The organism is Rhodococcus sp. SG20037 (assembly GCF_031763325.1).
Lineage (GTDB): Bacteria > Actinomycetota > Actinomycetes > Mycobacteriales > Mycobacteriaceae > Rhodococcus_F > Rhodococcus_F qingshengii.
Window position 1 is genome coordinate 4,693,717 of the sequence record NZ_CP134497.1, and the last position, 21,266, is coordinate 4,714,982.

The 21,266-nt window shown below is 63.9% G+C and carries 18 protein-coding genes; 7 read left to right on the forward strand and 11 right to left on the reverse strand.

Annotated elements, in window-relative coordinates; genetic code table 11:
- Positions 1-37 precede the first annotated feature (37 nt).
- Entirely contained in the window at positions 38-454 is a 417-nt protein-coding gene (locus RHP72_RS21395) for a VOC family protein (protein WP_007727590.1), read from the reverse strand.
- A gap of 85 nt (positions 455-539) precedes the next feature.
- Between RHP72_RS21395 and RHP72_RS21400 the strand changes: the two genes are divergently transcribed.
- From RHP72_RS21400 to RHP72_RS21410, 3 genes are all read left to right on the forward strand, one after another.
- Positions 540-1,112: a DUF4126 domain-containing protein gene (locus RHP72_RS21400; RefSeq protein ID WP_311093788.1), complete on the forward strand. Its 573-nt coding sequence runs from the start codon at positions 540-542 to the stop codon at positions 1,110-1,112.
- A gap of 27 nt (positions 1,113-1,139) precedes the next feature.
- Entirely contained in the window at positions 1,140-2,108 is a 969-nt protein-coding gene (locus RHP72_RS21405; RefSeq protein WP_003946348.1) for a S9 family peptidase, read from the forward strand.
- Between the two features lie 426 nt (positions 2,109-2,534).
- Positions 2,535-2,756, forward strand: a complete 222-nt coding sequence (locus RHP72_RS21410) for a hypothetical protein (protein WP_003946391.1) — start codon at positions 2,535-2,537, stop codon at positions 2,754-2,756.
- Positions 2,757-2,832: 76 nt separating this feature from the next.
- On the opposite strand, the gene purH is transcribed toward RHP72_RS21410, so the two are convergent.
- The 4 genes from purH to RHP72_RS21430 form a co-directional block, all read right to left on the reverse strand.
- Positions 2,833-4,392, reverse strand: coding sequence for a bifunctional phosphoribosylaminoimidazolecarboxamide formyltransferase/IMP cyclohydrolase (purH, locus tag RHP72_RS21415; protein WP_003946407.1), 1,560 nt, complete (start codon positions 4,390-4,392; stop codon positions 2,833-2,835).
- Complete coding sequence (gene purN / locus RHP72_RS21420) at positions 4,385-5,104, reverse strand: phosphoribosylglycinamide formyltransferase (RefSeq protein ID WP_030534875.1); 720 nt, start codon at positions 5,102-5,104, stop codon at positions 4,385-4,387. The genes purH and purN overlap by 8 nt, the downstream gene beginning before the upstream one ends.
- Before the next feature lie 6 nt (positions 5,105-5,110).
- Complete coding sequence (locus RHP72_RS21425; RefSeq protein ID WP_007727603.1) at positions 5,111-6,643, reverse strand: DUF6350 family protein; 1,533 nt, start codon at positions 6,641-6,643, stop codon at positions 5,111-5,113.
- Positions 6,644-6,764: 121 nt separating this feature from the next.
- Positions 6,765-7,808, reverse strand: coding sequence for a DUF5336 domain-containing protein (locus RHP72_RS21430; protein WP_081558240.1), 1,044 nt, complete (start codon positions 7,806-7,808; stop codon positions 6,765-6,767).
- A gap of 86 nt (positions 7,809-7,894) precedes the next feature.
- On the opposite strand from RHP72_RS21430, the gene RHP72_RS21435 reads away from it, so the two are divergent.
- Complete coding sequence (locus RHP72_RS21435; RefSeq protein WP_311093789.1) at positions 7,895-8,530, forward strand: YigZ family protein; 636 nt, start codon at positions 7,895-7,897, stop codon at positions 8,528-8,530.
- A 42-nt stretch (positions 8,531-8,572) separates the two neighbouring features.
- Here RHP72_RS21435 and sucD read toward each other — a convergent pair whose 3' ends face one another.
- From sucD to RHP72_RS21450, 3 genes are all read right to left on the reverse strand, one after another.
- Positions 8,573-9,475 carry a succinate--CoA ligase subunit alpha gene (gene sucD / locus RHP72_RS21440; protein ID WP_003946432.1) on the reverse strand — a complete coding sequence of 301 codons (903 nt, stop codon included), beginning with the start codon at positions 9,473-9,475 and terminating at the stop codon, positions 8,573-8,575.
- Between the two features lie 15 nt (positions 9,476-9,490).
- Positions 9,491-10,660: an ADP-forming succinate--CoA ligase subunit beta gene (gene sucC, locus RHP72_RS21445; protein WP_003946426.1), complete on the reverse strand. Its 1,170-nt coding sequence runs from the start codon at positions 10,658-10,660 to the stop codon at positions 9,491-9,493.
- A gap of 179 nt (positions 10,661-10,839) precedes the next feature.
- Complete coding sequence (locus RHP72_RS21450) at positions 10,840-12,681, reverse strand: hypothetical protein (protein WP_235867893.1); 1,842 nt, start codon at positions 12,679-12,681, stop codon at positions 10,840-10,842.
- 232 nt (positions 12,682-12,913) lie between these two features.
- On the opposite strand from RHP72_RS21450, the gene RHP72_RS21455 reads away from it, so the two are divergent.
- A complete protein-coding gene (locus RHP72_RS21455) occupies positions 12,914-13,936 on the forward strand; it encodes a M23 family metallopeptidase (protein ID WP_030534879.1) in 1,023 nt (340 codons plus the stop codon).
- Between the two features lie 78 nt (positions 13,937-14,014).
- Here RHP72_RS21455 and pcrA read toward each other — a convergent pair whose 3' ends face one another.
- Positions 14,015-16,507 carry a DNA helicase PcrA gene (pcrA, locus tag RHP72_RS21460; RefSeq protein ID WP_311093790.1) on the reverse strand — a complete coding sequence of 831 codons (2,493 nt, stop codon included), beginning with the start codon at positions 16,505-16,507 and terminating at the stop codon, positions 14,015-14,017.
- A gap of 316 nt (positions 16,508-16,823) precedes the next feature.
- Here pcrA and RHP72_RS21465 point away from each other — a divergent pair, with 316 nt between their 5' ends.
- Positions 16,824-17,150, forward strand: coding sequence for a chorismate mutase (locus RHP72_RS21465; protein WP_003946362.1), 327 nt, complete (start codon positions 16,824-16,826; stop codon positions 17,148-17,150).
- Between the two features lie 74 nt (positions 17,151-17,224).
- Here RHP72_RS21465 and RHP72_RS21470 read toward each other — a convergent pair whose 3' ends face one another.
- Positions 17,225-18,679 (reverse strand): NAD-dependent succinate-semialdehyde dehydrogenase, encoded by a 1,455-nt coding sequence (locus tag RHP72_RS21470; protein WP_007727613.1) that lies wholly within the window; start codon positions 18,677-18,679, stop codon positions 17,225-17,227.
- A gap of 92 nt (positions 18,680-18,771) precedes the next feature.
- On the opposite strand from RHP72_RS21470, the gene pgi reads away from it, so the two are divergent.
- Positions 18,772-20,427 (forward strand): glucose-6-phosphate isomerase, encoded by a 1,656-nt coding sequence (gene pgi / locus RHP72_RS21475; protein ID WP_007727615.1) that lies wholly within the window; start codon positions 18,772-18,774, stop codon positions 20,425-20,427.
- 1 nt (position 20,428) lies between these two features.
- On the opposite strand, the gene RHP72_RS21480 is transcribed toward pgi, so the two are convergent.
- Positions 20,429-21,241, reverse strand: coding sequence for an FAD:protein FMN transferase (locus tag RHP72_RS21480; RefSeq protein WP_007727618.1), 813 nt, complete (start codon positions 21,239-21,241; stop codon positions 20,429-20,431).
- Between the last annotated feature and the right edge of the window lie 25 nt (positions 21,242-21,266).

Sequence of the window (21,266 nt, forward strand, 5' to 3'; positions counted from 1 at the left end):
TTCGGGGTTTCGCCTCTCGCCGAGGAAGTTCGGTCGCTCAGCCCTCGATGTTCTCGGGATTCATCCAGATGATTTCCCAGATGTGGCCGTCGGGATCCTGGAAGCTGCGGCTGTACATGAAGCCGTGATCCTGCGTCGCGTTTCCTTCGGAACCGCCGGTCGCGAGCGCCTTGTCGACGAGGGCGTCGACGGCCTCACGGGTCTCGGCCGAGAGACCGAGCAGCGCTTCCGTCGACGTCGAGGTGTCGGCGATGCCCTTGGTGGTGAAGGTCTTGAAGAAGGGCTCGGCCAACAGCATCACGACGATGGTGTCACTGATGACCATCGACGACGCATTCTCGTCGGAGAACTGCGTGTTCTTGGAGTATCCGAGGCCCTCGTAGAAGGTGGTGGCCTTGCCGAGGTCCTTGACGGGCAGGTTGAGGAAGAACATCGGCTGCGGGTTTGTCGCCATGAAAGGTCCTTTCCGAGACTTTGCTGTGCGCCTTTATTAACCGCCGGCGGTTAATAAAGGCGCACAGTAGACCTAAACTCCACCCATGGATACCTGGGTGTTGCCGGCCATGCTCGGCCTCGGACTCGCCGCAGCGTCCGGAATGCGAACCTTCCTGCCGCTGCTGATGCTCAGCGCTGCCGTCCACTTCGAACTGTTCGGGACCACCGTCGGCGAGTCGATGCGGTGGATCGGATCGACCGGCGCGCTGGTCGCATTGGCAATCGCCGCGGTGGTCGAACTGGGTGCCGACCTCATTCCGTTCGTGGACAACGCACTCTCGGTGATCGGGAACGTCACCGGACCGATTGCCGGAGTGATCGCCGCCTGGGCGGCATTCAGTCATCTCGACCCTGCGATGGCCGCGTTGGCGGGCATCATCGTCGGAGCGCCGACGGCGTTGACGTTCAGCGCCGCGCAGACCGGCACTCGCGCGGTCAGTACGGCCACTACCGGTGGGCTGGCAAATCCCGTCGTTTCCGTCATCGAGGATGTGCTGACTTTCTTCACTTCCTTGATCGCGATGATCTTGCCGCTCCTGATCATTCCCCTGCTCGCCGCGCTCTTGTGGTTCAGCTGGCGTGGCTGGCGTCGTGTCCGGAGTCTGCGCACCGCCTGACCGCACCGACCTGGTAGACAAGTCGTCATGTCCGACACCGAGATCTCGTTCCAATCCGGCGACGTCACCCTGTACGGGAGTCTTCGCCTGGCCGCCTCACCCGACGCCCCTGCCCCGGCCGCGCTGATTCTGGCCGGCAGCGGCCCCACCGATCGCAACGGCGACAGCGCCCTCCTCGAAGGCGACATCGGAACTCTGCGGTTCATCGCGGATCTTCTTGAAAAACAAGGGATTTCAAGCCTGCGTTACGACAAGCTCGGCAGTGGCGAAACCGCCCTCGGTGACTACGACATCGAGGACATCGCCGATCTCGGCTTCAACACTTTTGTCGACGCCGCCTCCGACGGACTGGACTACCTCGCCGGGCAACCCGGTGTCGATCCCGAGCGCTTGTTCGTGGTCGGACACAGCGACGGCGCCGTAGTCGCACTGGCTCTCGCCACCGCGAAGGAGGGCGCCAGAGTCAGTGCCCTCGCACTGCTCGAGCCACTGAGCGTCAGACTTCTCGATCTACTCACGACGCAGATTCACCGCCAGCTCGATGCGGTCGTCGGCGCCGGTCAGTTGCCGGTCGAACTGGCTGACGAACTGCGCGTCGCGCTCGCCGATGCCGTCGAGTCGCTGCGATCCGAGGGCACTGTTCCGGATGACCTGCCCGAGCCGCTGCAGAATGCGGGACTCGTACACGCCAATGCCAAGGCACTCGCCGAGGAAGACGCATTGGACCCGGTTGCGCTCGTGGCGGCGCTACCGGCGGGCATGCCCGTTCTCACGAGCTGCTCGGACAAAGACATCCAAGTCATTCCCGCCGATGTCGCGGCACTCGACGCCGCGCTCTCACATACAGCGCTGACTTCCGTGCGGATGCGCAACGCCAACTTCGTACTCAAGGACATCGGCGACGAACAGTCCACCGGTGCCGACTACGTCGCGCCGCTTCCGTACTCGGCAGAGTTCTCGGAGCCCTTCACAGCGTGGGTCCGTTCGTTCTCCTGATCACGTACAGACCGAACGTCCTCTTTTTCAGGTAGAAGGGAATTCTGCTTTCTACGCCTGACCTGCAATGAAGACTCTTTCAATCCGGCGAACCTGGGGACAGAAGTCACCCGGAGTTTACGTTCGCGGCGCTTTTTATTGGTGCGAACCCTCGATCCGTACTGTACGGTCATCCATTAACCAGCAACGCCACACAGAAAGGAACGGACATCATGTCGCTACACCCGCACGTCGTATCCGTACCTTCGTGGCGCAGCTGCACCGCAGACAAGCACATTTTTTCGGCCGCAATGTCGGCCAAGCACATGGGCAACAAGCGCGGTGTACCCCGAGAATGATCCCCAGTTTCACCGGATTCGTTCTCGGGCACCCAGGGCAAACGCCTCGGGTGCCTTTTCTTTTACCTTTCACACGCAGGAGCACCACATGAAACTTCGAGTCAACCAACTGTCCATCGCGCCGCCGTATGTCGATCTGCCCGGTGACCTCACCGGATACGCCGTCACCCTGGATCTTTCACACTCCGATGCGGCCCACGAAGCTACCCTCGGCGCATTGATCAGCGAGATCCGCAGTCGCGGAGCCTCACGCGTGGTCATCACCGGCTCACCGCGCGAACTCCAGGGCACCCACAGCAGCGCCGCCTGAAAGACCCGGGCGGCCTGAATGCAGAACGGGCCCCGAACTCCCGTTGAGGAGTCGAGGCCCGCTACCGAGGCAGGAGTCAGTGCGCGAAGTGGCGCGCACCGGTCAGATAGAGAGTGACACCGGCTTCCTTTGCTGCGGCAATCACTTCGTTGTCGCGAACCGAACCACCCGGCTGCACAACAGCCTTGACGCCGGCGTTGAGCAGCACCTGCAGACCGTCAGGGAACGGGAAGAACGCGTCCGAAGCTGCAACCGAACCTACGACGCGGTCACCGGCTCGCTGAACAGCCAGATGCGCTGCATCGACGCGGTTGACCTGGCCCATACCGACGCCGACGGACGCGCCGCCGGAGGCCAGCAGGATCGCGTTGGACTTCACCGAACGGCTGGCGCGCCAAGCAAATTCGAGGTCAGCGAGAGTCTCGGCATCGGCAGCCTCACCGTTGGCGAGGGTCCAGTTGGCCGGGTTGTCGCCGTCGGCGTCCAGGACGTCGCGCTGCTGGAGCAACGTACCGCCGGAGATCGGACGCAGTTCGATTCCGGTAGCGGTCGGAGCGGCTGCCTTCAGAACACGAATGTTCTTCTTACGCTGCAGAACCTCGACAGCTCCGTCTTCGTACGAGGGCGCGATGACGACCTCGGTGAAGATGTCGGCGATCTGCTCGGCCAGTTCGACGGTGACCTCGCGGTTGGCAGCGATCACACCACCGAAAGCACTGACCGGATCGCATGCATGCGCCTTGCGGTGGGCGTCGGCGATGTCGGTGCCGATGGCGATGCCACACGGGTTGGCGTGCTTGATGATTGCGACGGCCGGATCAGTGAAGTCGTACGCTGCGCGCCACGCTGCGTCGGAGTCCGTGTAGTTGTTGTACGACATCTCCTTGCCGTGCAACTGCTCCGCCTGAGCCAAACCTGCAGGCGCAGCCGGGTTTTCGTACAGCGCAGCGTCCTGGTGCGGGTTCTCGCCGTAGCGAAGAACAGCGCTGCGGTTCCAGGTAGCACCGACCCAGGCCGGGAACAGCGAGCCGTCCTCGTCAGCGGCGATCGTGCTCGTCATCCAGCTCGCAACAGCGACGTCGTACGACGCAGTGTGCTGGAAAGCCTGCGCCGCAAGCACAGTGCGCTCACGCAAGGTGAATCCGCCACCGGCAACGGCAGTCAGGACGTCGGCGTAACGAGCCGGATCGACCACGACGGCAACCGACGGATGGTTCTTGGCTGCAGCACGCACCATCGACGGGCCGCCGATGTCGATCTGCTCGACGCACTCGTCCGGGCTAGCGCCCGAGGCAACCGTCTCGGTGAAGGGGTACAGGTTCACGACAACCAATTCGAAGGTCGCGATGCCGAGTTCCTCGAGCTGAGCGAGGTGATCCGGCTTGCGGGTATCGGCGAGAACGCCGGCGTGGACGCGCGGATGCAGCGTCTTCACACGGCCTTCGAGGCATTCCGGGAATCCGGTCAGAGCCTCGACCGGGGTCACGGGGATTCCGGCGTCGGCGATCTTCGACGCGGTCGAACCGGTCGAGACCAACTCGACACCGGCCTCGTGCAGGCCCGTGGCCAGCTCGATCAGACCACTCTTGTCGTAGACGCTGACAAGTGCACGGCGCACAGCCTTGCGTTCACTCACTGGGGATCACGGCCTTTCGTCCATCGGAAACCACTCCGCGCGTAGCAACAGCGGCGATGACGTCCGCCAACAACCGTCGCTCCACAATTTTGATGCGTTCATGCAACGAAGACTCGGTGTCGTCGTCATGCACCGGCACAGCTTCCTGCGCCAAGATCGGCCCGGTATCAACTCCGCCGTCGACGAGATGCACCGTGGAACCGGTGACCTTCACGCCGTACGCCAGAGCGTCGGGAACCGCGTGCGCGCCGGGAAAGGCAGGCAGCAACGCGGGATGAGTGTTGATGATTCGGCCGCCGAAACGCTCGAGAAAGCTGGGGCCGAGGATTTTCATGAAGCCTGCGCTGACCACGAGATCGGGTTCGTACTCGGCCACTGCTGCTGTCAGCGCCTCGTCCCAGGCGGCACGATTTTCGTAGGTCTTGATCGAGACCTTGAAGGACGGGATCTTCGAATCCGCAGCGTGCTCGGCGGCGAGGCAGTCACGATCTACACCGACGGCAACGATCTCGGCGGGGTATCCCTCGGCATGCGAAGCGTCGATCAGCGAAGTCAGCAGGGTTCCAGCGCCGGAAGCGAGTACGACTACCCGCGCGACCGAGTCGCGAAATTGGACCCTGTCGGGCATTGTCGGCTGCGGATTGTCGGCCGAGGCAGTCAGCGCACTACTCCTGAGAACTGGAAGATGATGCGGCCGGAGTATCGGCCGCATGACAGCCTAGTCGCTGGACTCCTGCGGCTTCGAGGGCAGGTCGGTCTCCGGCTCGGCCCCGGCTGTGGGGTCCGCCTCGGGTGCCGCGACAACCTCCGCGTCGACTACTTCGATCTCGACGGTTTCCTCTGTCACTACCTGCACGGGTTCGCCTGATTCTTCGACAATTTCGGCTTCGACGACCTTGGTCACTACCACCGCAGATTCCTGGGCGAGCACTTCGTCGGCGTTTTCGTCGTCCTCGCCATCCGTTGTGGCCGCGGCCGTGATCGCAAGTTCGGGCTCGGATGCTCGAGCCGGTTCAGCCGTCGGCGGCGCAACCTCGTCCTTCATGTGTCCGCGGTGTGAGAACCACATCGCGAACAGCGCCGAGACGGTTCCGAACAATCCCAGCCACGCAAAAGTCAGAAGACCGAAGCCCCACCACAGGACCTCGACGGTGCCGAACTGCCCGAGGTCTCCCCCCGCAGCAAGGGCAAGCAGAGCCATGACGACGCCGGCACCGGCAGCTGCCGTCAGCACTGCGAGCACACTGTCCTGCCCGGCGATGCGTCGAGCGCAATCGCGGCCGAGCATCACACCCACCGCAGCCGGAACGATCAACAGCACCGGCCAGATTCCGCCGGCGACGCCTTCCGGAACCGCTCCGAGAAGGGGCAAGGGTGGCAGATCTCCACCGATGTTGCCGAACACGCTGATGGAGACGTTTCCGAAATCGGCCGTCGATCCCGTCATCACCGCGGCTGCACCGACCACGAGGTTCGGCAGGTAGAGCAGCGACAACACCGTCAATCCCAGCACGCCGACAAACCCGTTGCCTCGTGCGAGTAGGTCACCGACCGTCGACCACGACACGAGTAGTGACACCACGACGGCCACGGCGCCCGCAGCCAGCAGCGCTGCCGACGCGGCCGCGGCCGGACGAACAGCGGCAGATGCCCACGGCGGAATCTCGGCGACGACGCGATCCCAGTGCGCAGCAGCAACACCGACGGACGCGGCGATCAGGTGAATCCCGGCGACCCAGCCGAAAGCGGCCAACGTGTTGGGGCTCGACAGCGGAATTGCCGCGGAGGCGTCGGCGACAACGGCGAGAGCGATTGCCGTGATAGTCAACGGTCCGGCTACCGCCGCCCCCACCAGGCGGAGGGTGTCGTCACGGGAGTCGGTGTGCACCGCAGTCGACGCGCATCGGCGTGCGACCACCCACATCATGACGGCCGTCGGAAGCAATGGCAGTACACCGAGTTGGACGCCGCTGATAGTCGCCGGCACCTGGTGGATGACCAACCAGGTGGTGGCAATGGCGCCGAAGGTTCCGGTCAGGTCGCTGCTCGCCGATACCAAAGTGACCACGACGACAGCCGCGATCAGCAGCATCGTCAGGCCCGACGGTCGGAAGGCGACGGTCAGCAGCTTGCGCGCCAGGTCCGGGTTCGGTCCCGGGCGACCGCCGCCGACGCGGCCGCTGCCAGTACGACCACGTCCGGGTCGTGAGGACGTGGGACGGGACCGGGTGCCATCAATCAAAGAACTCATCCCCTCGAGGGTTTCACTCGACAGTGCGCCGCGCACTCAGGCGCGCCGTCGGGCTCACGGAATGTGGCCTCCACCCGCAGCGGGTCGGAGGCCACATTCATGTTCGTGAAACGAAGAAGTACTACTGCTGACGCTCGTCGGGGTTCTGCGAGCCGAAGACCTTGGTCTCGGCCGCGGAATCGCTGCTGCCCTGGTCAGGTTCCGCAGACGGCGTCGGCGCTTCGAAAGTGGGCGGCTCGAAGCCCGTCGGCTGCTCGGTCGAGCCAGTCTGCTGCTGGTTGTACGGCTGGCCGTAACCGCGTGGAGCGGTGAACTGATCCGACGAGTAACTCGGGTTCGGCTGGCCACCGGGCTGAGAGGTCAGCGGATAGTAAGACGACGTCGTCGCGGCCGACGAGTCGGTCTGTCCGGGATTTTGCACCGGGTTCTGCCCGTAGGGAGACGCAGTCTGGCCGTAAGGCGGCTGCGAAGCGGTCGGGTCTGTGGGGGCGGCGTGCGCTCCCCCGTATCCCTGCTGCTGCGCCTGCCCGTACTGCGGATTCTGCTGGTACTGGCCCGGCTGCTGAGCCTGCTGAGGCTGGCCGTACTGAGCCTGTCCGTATCCCTGTGGCTGACCTGGCGCCTGCCCCGGCGCCTGGCCGTAAGGCTGCTGCTGACCGTACTGCTGAGCTACCGGTCGGGGCGCGGGCGCCTTCAGGATTCCGATCTCGAACAACAACGCGGCGACTGCGACGACGGTCTGCACGAACGAGAGGATCAGCACGATGATCAGGCCCCAACCGAGGCTGATGTCGACGTAGTCGCTGGTACCGACGGAGAACGCGGCGAACACCAAAGCGAAGAAACCCGTGAGGGTGAGCGCTGCGGCAATGCCTGCATACGACTGCTTCGGGAGCAACGAGACGCCTGCGACCACACCGCCGGCGAAAACGAATCCGAGGCCGTAGATGCTCGATTCGAAGAAACTCGAACTGGTATCCAGGCCGCTACCGATGCCGCTGCTGCTTCCACTGATCGACGTGAAGGGCGCAAAACCGAGCAGGAAATTGATCAGGCCGAGTGCCGCGACGGCGATGAGCAGGATGAATCCGAGATTCTTGGTTCCACCGCCCGCTGCCGGCTGATTCGGTGGCCCGAAGCTGGGCCCTTGCGGCGTGAACGTCATGACTTCTCCTCGTAGACGGTCTTCGATGGTTACCAGCGTATGTGTCTCGACTTCGCACGCTAACACCGACAGGAGACAATGGGCAGATGCCCTTCACCCTCGTGCCCGGCGCCGACCACGTCGTCGAAACCGAGGTGAAGCACTCACGATTCATCGCCGCGCTTCACCGAGTAGACGACGCCGAAGCCGCCACGGAGTTCGTCGCGGAGCAGAAATCGCTGTATCCCGATGCGCGCCATCATTGTTCGGCTTTCGTGATCGGATACGAGGCGAACTCACGCGTCGAACGTGCACACGACGACGGTGAACCGGGCGGCACTGCCGGGGTGCCGATGCTTCAGGTTCTCAAGTCTCGAGATCTGGTCGATGTGATTGTTGTCGTCACGCGCTATTTCGGCGGAATCAAGCTCGGCGCCGGTGGATTGGTCCGCGCGTATTCGGGAGCGGTCTCGGTGGCTCTCGATTCGGCCGAGCTTGTGGCCAGGGAGAGAAAGGTCCTGCGCACTTTGGCGATCCGGCACTCAGAGGCCGGTCGGGTGGAAGCGGAGCTGAGAGCGCGGGGCGTCTCGGTGCTCGGAACTACGTATGGATCGAAGGCGGTGATGACACTCGCCGCCGGTGACGCCGACGATCTCGACTCGATCGTCGCATCCATCACATCCGGTGCGGGGCAGTTGGAACCTGCCGGGTCGATGTGGGTCGATACCACTGTGCGTGGTTAAGGAGTCCGGAGACTCCCTAACCACGCACGGGGGCGAAGCCCCTTACAGGGACTGAAGAATCTCGCGAGCGAGAGCAGCGGTAGCGGACGGCGTCTTGCCGACCTTCACGCCTGCAGCTTCGAGAGCTTCCTGCTTTGCCTGAGCAGTTCCCGAGGAACCGGAGACGATGGCACCGGCGTGGCCCATGGTCTTGCCTTCGGGAGCGGTGAAGCCTGCCACGTAGCCGACGACCGGCTTGGTGACGTTGGCCTTGATGTAATCGGCTGCACGCTCTTCGGCGTCGCCACCGATTTCACCGATCATCACGATGACCTTGGTCTCGGGATCCTTCTCGAACGCCTCGATGGCGTCGATGTGGGTGGTTCCGATGACCGGGTCGCCGCCGATGCCGATGGCGGTGGAGAAGCCGAAGTCACGGAGTTCGTACATCATCTGGTAGGTCAGGGTGCCCGACTTGGAGACCAGGCCGATGGGGCCGGTGCCTGCAATGTTGGCGGGCGTGATGCCGACGAGGGCCTCACCCGGGGTGATGATGCCGGGGCAGTTCGGTCCGATGATGCGCGTCTTCTTGCCCTTGGACTCGTTGTACGCCCAAGCGTAAGCGGAGTCCTGAACCGGGATGCCCTCGGTGATGACCACGAGGAGCGGGATCTCCGCGTCGATGGCCTCGACGATGGCGTCCTTCGAGAAGGCCGGGGGAACGAATGCGATGGAGACGTCTGCGCCGGTCTCCTTGATTGCCTCTTCGACCGTCGCGAAGACGGGGAGCTCGACAGGGGAACCGTCAGCTGCAACGTGCGAGACCGTGGTGCCGGCCTTGCGAGCGTTGACGCCGCCGACGACCTGGGTGCCGGCCTTGAGCATCAGAGCGGTGTGCTTGGTGCCCTCGCCGCCGGTGATGCCCTGGACGATGACCTTTGAATCCTTGGTGAGGAAGATTGCCATTGTTCTGTGAGTCCCTTACTTCGCTGCGTGAGCGAGTTCGGCGGCCTTGTCGGCGGCCTCGTCCATGGTTGCGACGACCGTGACCAGCGGGTGGTTGGCCTCGGCGAGGATGCGACGACCCTCTTCGACGTTGTTTCCGTCCAGGCGAACGACGAGCGGCTTGTTGGCCTCGTCACCCAGGGTCTTCAGTGCGCCGACGATGCCGTTGGCAACTGCGTCACACGCGGTGATGCCGCCGAAGACGTTGACGAACACGCTCTTGACCTGTGCATCGTTGAGGATGACATCCAGGCCGGCAGCCATGACTGCAGCGGAAGCTCCGCCGCCGATGTCGAGGAAGTTGGCGGGCTTGACGCCACCGTGGTTCTCGCCGGCGTATGCGACGACGTCCAGCGTGGACATGACCAGGCCTGCGCCGTTGCCGATGATTCCGACCTCACCGTCGAGCTTGACGTAGTTGAGGTCGTTTTCCTTGGCCTTGAGCTCGAGGGGATCGGTAGCGTCGCGATCCTCGAATGCCTCGTGGCCGGGCTGACGGAACGCTGCGTTCTCGTCGAGGGTGACCTTGCCGTCGAGGGCGAGGATCTGATCGTCAGGCGTACGAACGAGGGGGTTGACCTCGACGAGGAGTGCGTCTTCGCCGATGAAGACCTCCCACAGCTTCTGGATCGTCACGGCCGCTGCGTCGAGCACCTCTGCGGGCAGCTTTCCTGCCTCGGCGATGCTGCGCGCGAACGCGAGGTCGACGCCCTTGACTGCGTCGACGGGGATCTTGGCGAGAGCGTCGGGGTTCTCCTCGGCGGTGACCTCGATCTCGACGCCACCCTCTACCGAGCACATGGCCAGGTAGGTGCGGTTGGTGCGGTCGAGCAGGAAGGAGATGTAGTACTCCTCGGCAATGTCACTTGCCTCTGCGACCAGCAGCTTCTTGACGACATGGCCCTTGATGTCCAGGCCCAGGATTGCCTCGGCGTTTGCCACTGCGGCATCCACGTCGGGCGAGTACTTGACGCCACCGGCCTTGCCGCGGCCGCCTACCTTGACCTGTGCCTTCACCATCACGGGCTTACCAATTTCTTCGGCAATCTCGCGTGCGCCGGCGACTGTGTCTGTAACACGTCCAGCCGAAGTCGGCACTCCGTGCTTGGCGAAGAGTTCCTTCGCCTGGTATTCGAAGAGATCCATCTGCTCACCGTCTCGTCTGCGTTGTCACCCGCTCGAGGGGTAGGAGCGGGTCTGTTCTGGACTTTAACCAGTTGCCGCGTTCGGTTTGCGCCCGCATTGATGCTATGTGGCCCAAGTCACGCGCAATTGCCCGATGAGGCACGCCTCACCGATTCGGCAAGGTGGCCACACCGAATTTGTCAAGCATCAGTCTCACTGATTCTTGCGCTCGAGAACGCTGCAACGAGAAGCAACACTATGCCCGTGGCCGCTGTGATCGCACCCACCCCCACGGTTGCGTCCGATATGCGCGATGACGTGAGTGGCCACTCACCGACGTACACCAGAGCTGCCACGGCAGATCCGATCAGCAATGCCGCGCCCCGCGACGGCCGCGCGGACGCTGCGATCACAGCGGCGATCACGACGGTGACGCCGACGAGCAGTTGACCCCAGACGTCAATTCCCCACGGCCACTCCAGAACTGAGGCCGCCGTATAGGCGTCGCCCTGATAGAGGGGAAGCGCGGTTCCGATCAGGACAGCGACGGCGCCGATCCCACCGACGAGAAGCACCAGCCCTCTCGAACCGCCACCTACCGACGTGTCGACATCCTCACGCTCGGCGCTTCCCGCCAGCCAGACGAGCAGTCCCGTCGCCGCAGCGAGGAAAGCCGCGCCGCAGAGCACGAAGGCACCGGCCCCCAACCCGACGCCCGGTACGTCCGTGGCGATGACAGCCGACTGCATGACAGCGGCGACTCCCATCACGACCGTGGTCCACAACACGCCGACGGCCGGCCGCACCACCGCGGCGCGGCCCGGGGCGAACAGGCCCAGACCGGCGACCAGCAGTACAGCAGCCGCGAGCAAGACAACTCGAGACGAAAGCATGGACGGTTCGGGGATGTTCTCCGGCAACGACAGGACCGGAAGTGCCACCCCCAGGGCTGCCACTGCTGCGGTGACAACTGCGCCGATACCGGCAACGCGGTGAAGTCTGTTCACCCGCGCTTTCGCCGCCCGGGACTGAGCCACCATCGCCGCTTTCAGCGCACCCTTTGTCGTCTTCGCGGGTGCGCGAACCACACTTTCAGCGGGAATCGCATCTGTTTCACGCCTGGAAGCGAGGTAGGGAGCTGAAACTCCGATCACGGCGATGACCACAGCGGCCAGTGCCCCGACCACCGATCCCGAACCGACGCCGATCCGATCGCCGGCCGCGAACCCAGCCATCACCCTGGTTCCACTGACTGCGAGTGCCCCGAGACCGACACCGATCAGGGCGCCGCAGCCCACCGGTAGCGAGATGGACGTCAATGCCGCCGCGACCGCAACGAGTACCGCGACGCCGACCAATCCCGTACCGACGGCGGTGGCCGCCGCCGAGTCGACGAGCGGTTTGACCAGAAAGATCGGATCCTGCGAACTGAAGGAAGGACCGAACAGGGAGAGCACGAACACCACCGCGGCCAGAATCAGCAGCGCAGTCGGCCATCCGCCGATCCGCCCGCCAACCGATCGCCCGTCGAATTCCGCGGCGCGAGCGCTGCCGTATCCGTCCCGCTCCGATTCACGATGGACGACCATGAAGCCGAGGACACCGGACACCACAAGAAGTCCGTGGCCCGCGAGCGCGAGATAAGCGCCCGGACCCGCATCGATCGAACCCGCCGAAATCGGACGGAAAAGGTCCAAGCGGTTTGCATCGATTGCGTCGACGAACAACTGAACGTCGAGGATCGCCGCGCCGAGGGACACCGCGCCGATACCTGCCAGGAGTCCACCTGCGAAGGCGGGCCTGCGCCCCGAGGTGAGCACCGCAACCAGCGGCACGACGATCGTGCAGACGGCAGCGAAGAGAGCGGCAGAAGCAAGAGCCCCCGTCGTGTCGACCCCGCGGCCACTCCCGACTCCGACGACGGGACTGGCTGCCACTCCGACGGCACCGAGCAGTCCGATTACCGCCGCGAGTGGCGCCCCGGACTTCACTCCGGGGTCGTCGATACGCGCCTGCGACGTAGTTCCAGGTGTTGTGGACACTCGATCGACGGTAGTGCCTGAACGGACCGGTGATCCGGTTGTGACACGCGCGATCACGAAACGAGATGATTCGTCCGTTTTGCCCGGATCGACATATTCCCAGGTCAAGCTGTGAGGCACGTCACATAATCGGACAGGTTTCCGCTACGGCTTGCGCCCATCGCAATCATTTCGTTACCGTCAGTCGGTCTAAGTCACGGGCTGATCACGAACTCGAGGAGAGAACCGGCATATGCATCACCGCAGCCAGTTCACCGCTAGTAGGTTCTCGAACTCAGCTCCAGACGAGGTCACGACCACTTATCCAACGCACTCGGCCAGGCGTTACACCGAGACCAAAAGTTCTGAGATCTCTACCGATATGTTCACTCGAAATTCATCCTCCACGTCGTCAGATTCCGACTCTCACGAGTTCGTCGAGTCCGACGTGATCAGCACCCCCACTTACGCCTCCTCCGCACCGACAGTCGATGTCGAATCTCCGGTTCGCCGCAGCGGTGCTCACCGACTCCCCACCCCTCCCTCCGCTCTCAAGGGCCGCGCCGCCGTTCTGGCAGTTGCAGCCGGCGCGGTTGTCGCCGCGGGCCAGGCAGTTGTCAACGACGGTTCCTCTTCTGCCGCCGACCACTCGGAAGTTGCACTCGCCAACGAGTCCTCCGCGATCGGTACCACCGCAGAACCGCAGGCCGCTCAGTTCGCTCCGGCCACCTCCACGGCAGCCACCACCGAGGCCGACGCTCCGCAGGTCCTCAACGTCGCAGCGCCGACCGACCTCTCCCAGTTCAGCAACCTGCTTGCCAAGGGCCAGCGTTTCAGTGACGAGCGCGCAGCACGCGAAGCCGCTGCCCGTCGCCCGCTGTTCGTCCTGCCGGCAGTGGGCACGTTCACGTCCAACTTCGGCACCCGCTGGGGCACCCTGCACGCCGGCGTCGACATCGCCGCCCCGATCGGGACGCCCATCGTCGCCGTCGCCGACGGCAAGGTCATCGATTCAGGTCCGGCTTCCGGGTTCGGCATGTGGGTACGCCTACAGCACGCAGACGGAACGATCACCGTCTACGGCCACATCGACACGTCCACCGTCACGGTTGGTCAGCAGGTCATGGCCGGCGACCAGATCGCCACTGTCGGCAACCGCGGCTTCTCCACCGGCCCGCACCTTCACTTCGAGGTTCATCTCGCCGGCGAGAACAAGATCGATCCCCTCCCCTGGCTCGCCTCACGCGGCATCAGCCTCGGCGTCGAGCAGGACTGATCGCAAGCCCAACGCTTCTGATGAAAAACTTCCGGCCCGCACCTTTCCAGGTACGGGCCGGAAGTTTTTGCCTGTCTTCTACAGCTTGACCATCGGCACACCGCCGATGAGCATCAACCGCACCTTGCCCGCGCTACCGAAGTCGATGGTGACCGTCGCGGTGGGGCCAGTGCCCTTGGTTTCCAACACGGTGCCCAGACCATACTTGTCGTGACTGACGCGGTCACCCGTGGCGAGGACCAGAACGTTGTTGCGGCCACGCGCGGCACCGAAACTGGGAGTCGACGCGGCCTTGCCGGACCCTCCCCCGTAGTTCTGCCCGCCGCCGTATCCCTGGCCGCCCTGGCTGCCGTAGCGGCTTCCGCTGCCGTAACCCGGCCTGCCGCTTCCGAATCCGCCACCGGTGCCCGGATCCTCACGGCGCCAGTTGATCAGGTCCTCCGGGATCTCCTGGATGAACCGCGACGCCGGGTTCTGGATCGGTTGCCCCCACGCCGAACGCATGATCGCGCGCGTCAGGTACAGGCGCTGCCTGGCACGGGTGATGCCGACGTAAGCAAGTCGACGCTCTTCGGACAGCTCCGCCGGATCGCCGAGGGCGCGCATGTGCGGGAACTGCCCGTCCTCCCAACCGGTGACGAAGACGACCGGGAACTCGAGGCCCTTGGCGGTGTGAAGCGTCATCATGGTCACGACGCCGTCGTCGGAGTCCGGCAGTTGATCGGCGTCGGCGACAAGCGATACCCGTTCGAGGAAGGCGGCAAGCGAACCCGGATCGGGTTCACCTTCACGCATTGCTGCGGTTTCCTCGTCGTCCGGATCGATCAGCCCGGCCGCGTTTCGCGCGTCGGAACTGAATTCCCTTGCCACGCTGACGAGTTCGTTCAAGTTGTCGAGTCGCGCGCCATCCTGCGGATCGCTGCTCGCCGCAAGCTCGGCGCGGTAGCCGGTGCGCTCGAGCACCGCCTCGGCAACCTCACCGATGTCACCGAGCTCGAACGGTTCGTCCTCGTCGGCGGCCGCTGTCGGTAGCAGGGCCCGCAGCCCGTCCATCATCTCGAGGAACGACGCGATGGCCTTCTGTGACCGCGTATTGAGCAGCGCCACTTTGCCTTCCGCGCCGTCACGGAGAGCGGCGGCGAAGCTGATGTTGCGATGCTCGGAGTGCACGGCGACGCAGGCTTCGGCTCGATCACCGATACCGCGTCGGGGCGTGTTGAGAATGCGTCGCAGGCTCACGGTGTCGTCCTCGTTGGCGAGGACGCGCAGATACGCGACGATGTCCCGAACTTCCTTGCGCTCGTAGAAGCGAACGCCGCCGACCACCTTGTACGGCACTCCGAGTCGAATGAAGATCTCCTCGAGCGCGCGCGAGGAGTTGTTGGTCCGGTAGAACACCGCGATGTCGGCGAACTTGGTCTCGCCCTGGTCCACCAGCCGATCGATCTCCGAGGCGACAAACGATGCTTCGTCGTGCTCGTTGTCTGCAACGTAGCCGACGATCAGTTCGCCTTCACCCGAATCGGTCCACAGACGCTTTTCTCGTCGGCCGGTGTTCTTGGAAATCACGGAGTTGGCCGCAGACAGAATGTTCTGCGTCGAACGGTAGTTCTGTTCGAGAAGGATGGTCCGAGCATCCGGGTAGTCGCGTTCGAACTCTTCGATGTTGCGGATAGTGGCTCCGCGGAACGCATAGATCGACTGATCGGCGTCACCGACGACGCACAGTTCGGCCGGGGCAACGGCGTGGTCGGACTCGCCGGCTCCACCGACCAGTTCACGCACAAGCATGTACTGCGCGTGGTTGGTGTCCTGGTACTCGTCGACGAGCACGTGACGGAAGCGGCGGCGGTAGTACTCGGCGATCTGTGGAAACGCCTGAAGAAGCGCGACGGTCTCACCGATGAGATCGTCGAAGTCGAGTGCGTTCGCCGCACGCAGCCGCTGTTGGTAGTGGCCGTAGACCTTGGCGATCAGTCGCGGAAGTTCGGCCAGATCCTGATCGGCTGCGACAACCGCCTCTTCCGGTCCGACGAGTTCGTTCTTCAGATTGGAGATATGCGTAGCGAGAAGCCGCGCGGAGAATCGTTTGGTGTCGAGCTCGAGGTCCTTCGAGATCATCGTCAGCAGTCGACGCGAATCGTCGGAATCGTAGATCGAGAAATTCGAGTTCAAACCGGGTAGGAGCGCCGCCTGTGCTCGCAGAATCCGCACGCAACTGGAGTGGAACGTCGAGACCCACATGGCGTTGGCACGCGGTCCGACAAGAGCTGCCACACGCTCGCGCATCTCGGCCGCAGCCTTGTTGGTGAACGTGATGGCCAGGATCTGACCGGGGGTGACACCCCGTTCGGCCAGCAGATAGGCGATACGACGCGTCAGCACTGCAGTCTTGCCCGAGCCGGCGCCCGCGACTATCAGCAACGGCGAACCGGCATGGACCACGGCCTCGCGCTGTTGCGGGTTGAGACCCTCGAGGAGGGCGTCCGAACCCGCGTCGTGTCCCCGCGCGCCGCCCCCGTCGTGCTGGGAATGTCCGTCGTGCTCACCGAGTGCTGGGTACGTGTTCATCGCCTGTCCACGCTACCGGCGTCCACCGACACGGTCGTCAGTGCGTCCACCTGCTGGTAGAGGCACTTGGATTACCTGTGTCGAGCATGGCAAACTGGACGCTATGTTCAGCATTTCCGTTCGCGACAACACGGCCGACCCCGTCGGCCCGCTGTGGCGTTACTTTACGTGCCCCGGACCTCGGTGCACGTGATCTGAACAGCTCACCCGCCCCTGGTCCGAATCGGATCCGGGGCATTTTCGTCAGTGTGCCTGGATCGGTAACGACCCGAGCCGAGACCACGATCCACGCAGTAGGAAGAGGAGACGAATAGCAATGAGCACCCAGGCTGCAGCCCCCCATGGAAATACTGTCGATACTGTAAAAACTGCTCCGACAGACGTCGAGATCCCCCAGAGTGAGGCGGAGATCGACGAACTACGGAAAGAAATCGACCGTCTCGACGCCGAGATCCTCGCGGCCATCAAACGCCGCTCCGAGGTCTCCCAGATCATCGGCCGTACCCGGATGGCATCGGGTGGTCCGCGTCTGGTGCACAGCCGCGAGATGAAGGTCCTAGAACGATTCAACGAGCTGGGCCAGGAAGGCCACACTCTCGCGATGCTGCTCCTACGCCTGGGCCGCGGACGCCTGGGCCACTAGCGCACACCCAGATCACTTGCGAACGGCCACATCGGATGCCTCTGGCAGTCCCGATGTGGCCGTTCGCGTGTGTATCAGCTCTCGAGCGCGATGTACTTCGTGTTCAGGTATTCCTCGATCCCCTCGGTCCCGCCCTCGCGGCCGAATCCGGATTCCTTCACGCCACCGAACGGCGCTGCCGCGTCCGAGATCACTCCGCGGTTGACGCCGATCATTCCTGATTCCAGTGCGTCGGAAACCCGAAGCGCACGGTCGAGATCCCTCGTGAAGATGTACGCGGCCAGTCCGAACTCGGTGTCGTTGGCGGCTGCGATTCCCTCGGCTTCGGTGTCGAAGCCGGTGATCGCGGCGACGGGTCCGAACACCTCTTCTTTCAGAATCCGCGCGCTGGCCGGAACGTCTGCCAACACCGTGGCTGGATAGAAGTACCCTTCACCACCCGGCGCTTCGCCGCCCAGTCGCACCTTCGCCCCGGCATCCACCGCATCTGCAACCAACTCCGCGACCGTGTCGAGTTGGTTCTGGTTGATCAGCGGGCCGAGCTTCGTCTCCGGGTCGGTACCGGGTCCCATCGTGAAAGTCGCCATCTTCTCGGTCAGCTTGGTCGTGAACTCTTCACGCACGGCGTTGGCGACGTGGAACCGGTTGGCGGCGGTGCATGCTTCGCCACCGTTGCGAAGCTTCGCCAGTACCGCGCCCTCGACTGCCTTGTCGACGTCCGCGTCGTCGAACACCACGAAGGGTGCGTTGCCACCCAATTCCATCGACGTGCGGAGCAATCGCTTCGCGGACTTCTCCACCAGCATCTTGCCGACGCCGGTGGACCCGGTGAAGGTGAGCTTGCGCAGTCGAGGGTCGTCGATGAGAGGGCCGGTCACTTCACCGGATTTCGATGTCGGCAACACCGAGAGGACTCCGTCGGGCAACCCTGCTTCGGCCATGAGCTGAGCAAGCAACAACATCGTCAACGGGGTCTCCGAGGCGGGCTTGACGATGATCGTGCAGCCGGCGGCCAACGCCGGGCCGATCTTGCGGGTACCCATCGCCAACGGGAAATTCCAGGGAGTGATGGCCAGACACGGTCCGACCGGCGCTTTGGTGACAAGGATCCGGCCGTTGCCCGCCGGGGCCGGCGTGTAGCGCCCGCCGATGCGAACGGCCTCCTCGCTGAACCACCGGAAGAACTCAGCCCCGTACTTCACCTCGGCGCGACTTTCGGCGAGTGCCTTGCCCATTTCGAGGGTCATCAGCAGCGCCACGTCCTCCGCTCGCTCGGTGATCTTCTCGAAGACGGCTCGCAGGATTTCACCACGCTCGCGCGCAGGTGTGCTCGCCCACTTCGACGAGACGGCCACGGCTTCGTCGAGAGCGCGCAGCGCGTCCGCGGGGCTCGCATCGGCGACATCGGTCAACGATTTCCCGGTCGCCGGATCCGCCACCGGGAAGGTCGCGTTGTTCTCCGCGGGCACGAACCGACCGCCGACGAACAACTGGGTGGGAACTGATCGAATGAATTCGAATGTGTCCATGGGTTCCATGATGCTCGTCGGAGCCGCGTCCGTCTGCCCGCGAGCGAGACTCACGCGGAAGTTTCCAGCTTGTGCCACTAAAGTCGATGATCGTGAGCACTGACATCACCGGAACCTCAGCCTGGCAGAAACTGCGCGCTCATTACGCCGACATCGAAGGCGTTCACCTGCGAGAACTCTTCCAGGACGATCCAGCCCGCGGGCGAGAGCTGACGATCGACGCCGGTGATCTTCACATCGACTACAGCAAGCATCGCGTCAGCCGCGAGACTCTCGCGCTGCTCGTCGACCTGGCCCGCGAGGCCGGCGTCGAGGCACGACGCGACGCGATGTTCGCGGGCGATCACATCAACACTTCCGAAGACCGCGCCGTACTGCACACAGCGCTGCGTCTGCCCAAGGATTCTGCTCTGACCGTCGACGGTCAAGACGTCGTCGCGGACGTTCACGAAGTTCTGGACGCGATGGGCGCTTTTGCCGATCGTGTGCGCAGCGGCGAGTGGACCGGAGCTACCGGCAAGCGCATCCGCACCATCGTCAACATCGGCATCGGCGGTTCCGACCTCGGGCCGGTGATGGTCTACCGCGCACTACGGCATTACGCCGACGCCGGAATCAGCGTCCGGTTCGTCTCCAACATCGACCCTGTCGACCTGGTCGGGCAGCTCGACGACCTCGATCCGGAGACGACGCTCTTCATCGTCGCATCCAAGACGTTCTCCACCCTCGAGACCCTCACCAACGCGACAGCGGCAAAGCGTTGGCTGTTCGCCGGTCTGGGCAGCGAAGACGTCTCGGCCGTAGCCAAGCATTTCGTCGCAGTCTCCACCCACGGTGACCGTGTGGCGGAGTTCGGCATCGACACCGCGAACATGTTCGGGTTCTGGGATTGGGTCGGCGGGCGCTACTCCGTCGACTCGGCGATCGGCTTGTCGGTCATGTGTGCCGTCGGACCCGTTCGCTTTGCGGAGTTCCTCGACGGTTTCCACCAGATCGACACGCACTTCCGAAACCAACCGCTCGAGCAGAACGCGCCGGTCCTCCTCGGCCTCATCGGGCTCTGGTATTCCAACTTCTTCGGCGCACAGTCCCGCGCAGTGCTGCCCTACTCCAACGACTTGCTGCGCTTTCCCGCCTACCTGCAGCAGCTGACCATGGAATCCAACGGCAAATCGGTTCGCGCCGACGGCTCACCGGTGACCACGTCCACCGGTGAGATCTTCTGGGGCGAGCCCGGAACCAACGGCCAACACGCCTTCTACCAACTCCTGCATCAGGGCACCTGGCTGGTGCCTGCCGATTTCATCGGGTTCGCGGAATCCACCGACGATCTGCCTACTGCGGACGGCACGGGATCAATGCACGATCTGCTCATGAGTAACTTCTTCGCTCAGACAAAGGTTCTCGCGTTCGGGAAGACTGCCGAAGAAATCGCGTCAGAGGGCACTGCTCCGGAGCTGGTGCCACACAAGGTGATGCCAGGCAACCGACCGTCGAGCACTATCTTGGCGAAGGAGCTGACCCCCTCGGTCGTCGGTCAGCTGATCGCACTTTACGAGCACCAGGTATTTGTCGAAGGTGCTGTCTGGGGTGTCAATCCGTTCGATCAGTGGGGCGTCGAACTCGGCAAGACACAAGCCATGGAACTGGGGCCTGCGCTCTCTTCCGAAGCAGCACCCGGCGACCTCGGCGACACATCCACAGATGCTCTGGTGCAGTGGTACCGCAGAGAGCGCGGACGGGCCTGACTCACGCGGCCGCCGGGCCGAACCAACTTTCCGTTGTGTACACGCGTCCGGATCGGTCGACGAGCCGAGCGCGAAGCTCTTGCTGTTCAACCCATTTGATGGCGCTTATCCCCCGGATCAACGCAGCCTCGCTCGCGGCGTACGCCCACACCGCGTCGTCAGCAATCACCGAGACCTGTGCCCATTCCGTGGAGGGCCGCTCCTGGTTCGGCTCCCAGGAGGGCAGCTCCAGCGCCCGCGCCGTCGCCATCGCGGTTCCGTTGATCAGTTCGACTTCTTCGCTGTCCGGCACCGGAATCTGCCAGCCACCAGCCGGTGCATGGCCGGCCGTGGCGATCACGTCGCCGATCCGCACAGCAACGCCGCATTGTAATTCGGCGGCGACGATCTGCGCGGCGCGATCGACGGTGTCGGCCTTGGCAACTCCGGTGATGTCGAACGACGCACCCCAGGGCGCGTACACCACGTCTCCGTCGAGCTGTACGTCCTCGAACGTCGGGGTCGGGTGCACCGGAGGGATGGATTCGTCCTCGGAGTAGTTGTCGGCAAGCGGATTGACTGCACCGCCGGTCATACGGGCAGCCCACAGCGCCGACCGCAGCAGAGCCGACATACGTCGTGTCACTTTGACCGGAGTTCCCTGAGCGAGGTTGACGGCGTGAATCTCGGCGTCTCCCCGGCGAAGGTCGCAGACCGCTTCGGTTTCGTCGATGGCAGCTGCGATCAACGCGTGCGCAGTAGGCAGCGCAGCGCCCTCGGTGACGTCCACCTCCACGGCGGAATCCCACATCGCCCACTTCTCGACACTGACCATGTCAGTCCTGCCCTTCGAACACACT

What these genes read in the sequence shown, in the direction of transcription:
- RHP72_RS21410 (WP_003946391.1), top strand. Translation starts at nt 2,535, where the DNA reads ATGAAACTTCGAGTCAACCAACTGTCCATCGCGCCGCCGTATGTCGAT.
- RHP72_RS21400 (WP_311093788.1), top strand. Translation starts at nt 540, where the DNA reads ATGGATACCTGGGTGTTGCCGGCCATGCTCGGCCTCGGACTCGCCGCA.
- purN (WP_030534875.1), bottom strand. Translation starts at nt 5,104, where the DNA reads ATGCGGCCGATACTCCGGCCGCATCATCTTCCAGTTCTCAGGAGTAGT.
- RHP72_RS21430 (WP_081558240.1), bottom strand. Translation starts at nt 7,808, where the DNA reads ATGACGTTCACGCCGCAAGGGCCCAGCTTCGGGCCACCGAATCAGCCG.
- RHP72_RS21435 (WP_311093789.1), top strand. Translation starts at nt 7,895, where the DNA reads ATGCCCTTCACCCTCGTGCCCGGCGCCGACCACGTCGTCGAAACCGAG.
- RHP72_RS21395 (WP_007727590.1), bottom strand. Translation starts at nt 454, where the DNA reads ATGGCGACAAACCCGCAGCCGATGTTCTTCCTCAACCTGCCCGTCAAG.
- RHP72_RS21425 (WP_007727603.1), bottom strand. Translation starts at nt 6,643, where the DNA reads ATGAGTTCTTTGATTGATGGCACCCGGTCCCGTCCCACGTCCTCACGA.
- RHP72_RS21465 (WP_003946362.1), top strand. Translation starts at nt 16,824, where the DNA reads ATGAGCACCCAGGCTGCAGCCCCCCATGGAAATACTGTCGATACTGTA.
- RHP72_RS21470 (WP_007727613.1), bottom strand. Translation starts at nt 18,679, where the DNA reads ATGGACACATTCGAATTCATTCGATCAGTTCCCACCCAGTTGTTCGTC.
- sucC (WP_003946426.1), bottom strand. Translation starts at nt 10,660, where the DNA reads ATGGATCTCTTCGAATACCAGGCGAAGGAACTCTTCGCCAAGCACGGA.
- RHP72_RS21455 (WP_030534879.1), top strand. Translation starts at nt 12,914, where the DNA reads ATGCATCACCGCAGCCAGTTCACCGCTAGTAGGTTCTCGAACTCAGCT.
- RHP72_RS21405 (WP_003946348.1), top strand. Translation starts at nt 1,140, where the DNA reads ATGTCCGACACCGAGATCTCGTTCCAATCCGGCGACGTCACCCTGTAC.
- RHP72_RS21480 (WP_007727618.1), bottom strand. Translation starts at nt 21,241, where the DNA reads ATGGTCAGTGTCGAGAAGTGGGCGATGTGGGATTCCGCCGTGGAGGTG.
- sucD (WP_003946432.1), bottom strand. Translation starts at nt 9,475, where the DNA reads ATGGCAATCTTCCTCACCAAGGATTCAAAGGTCATCGTCCAGGGCATC.
- pcrA (WP_311093790.1), bottom strand. Translation starts at nt 16,507, where the DNA reads ATGAACACGTACCCAGCACTCGGTGAGCACGACGGACATTCCCAGCAC.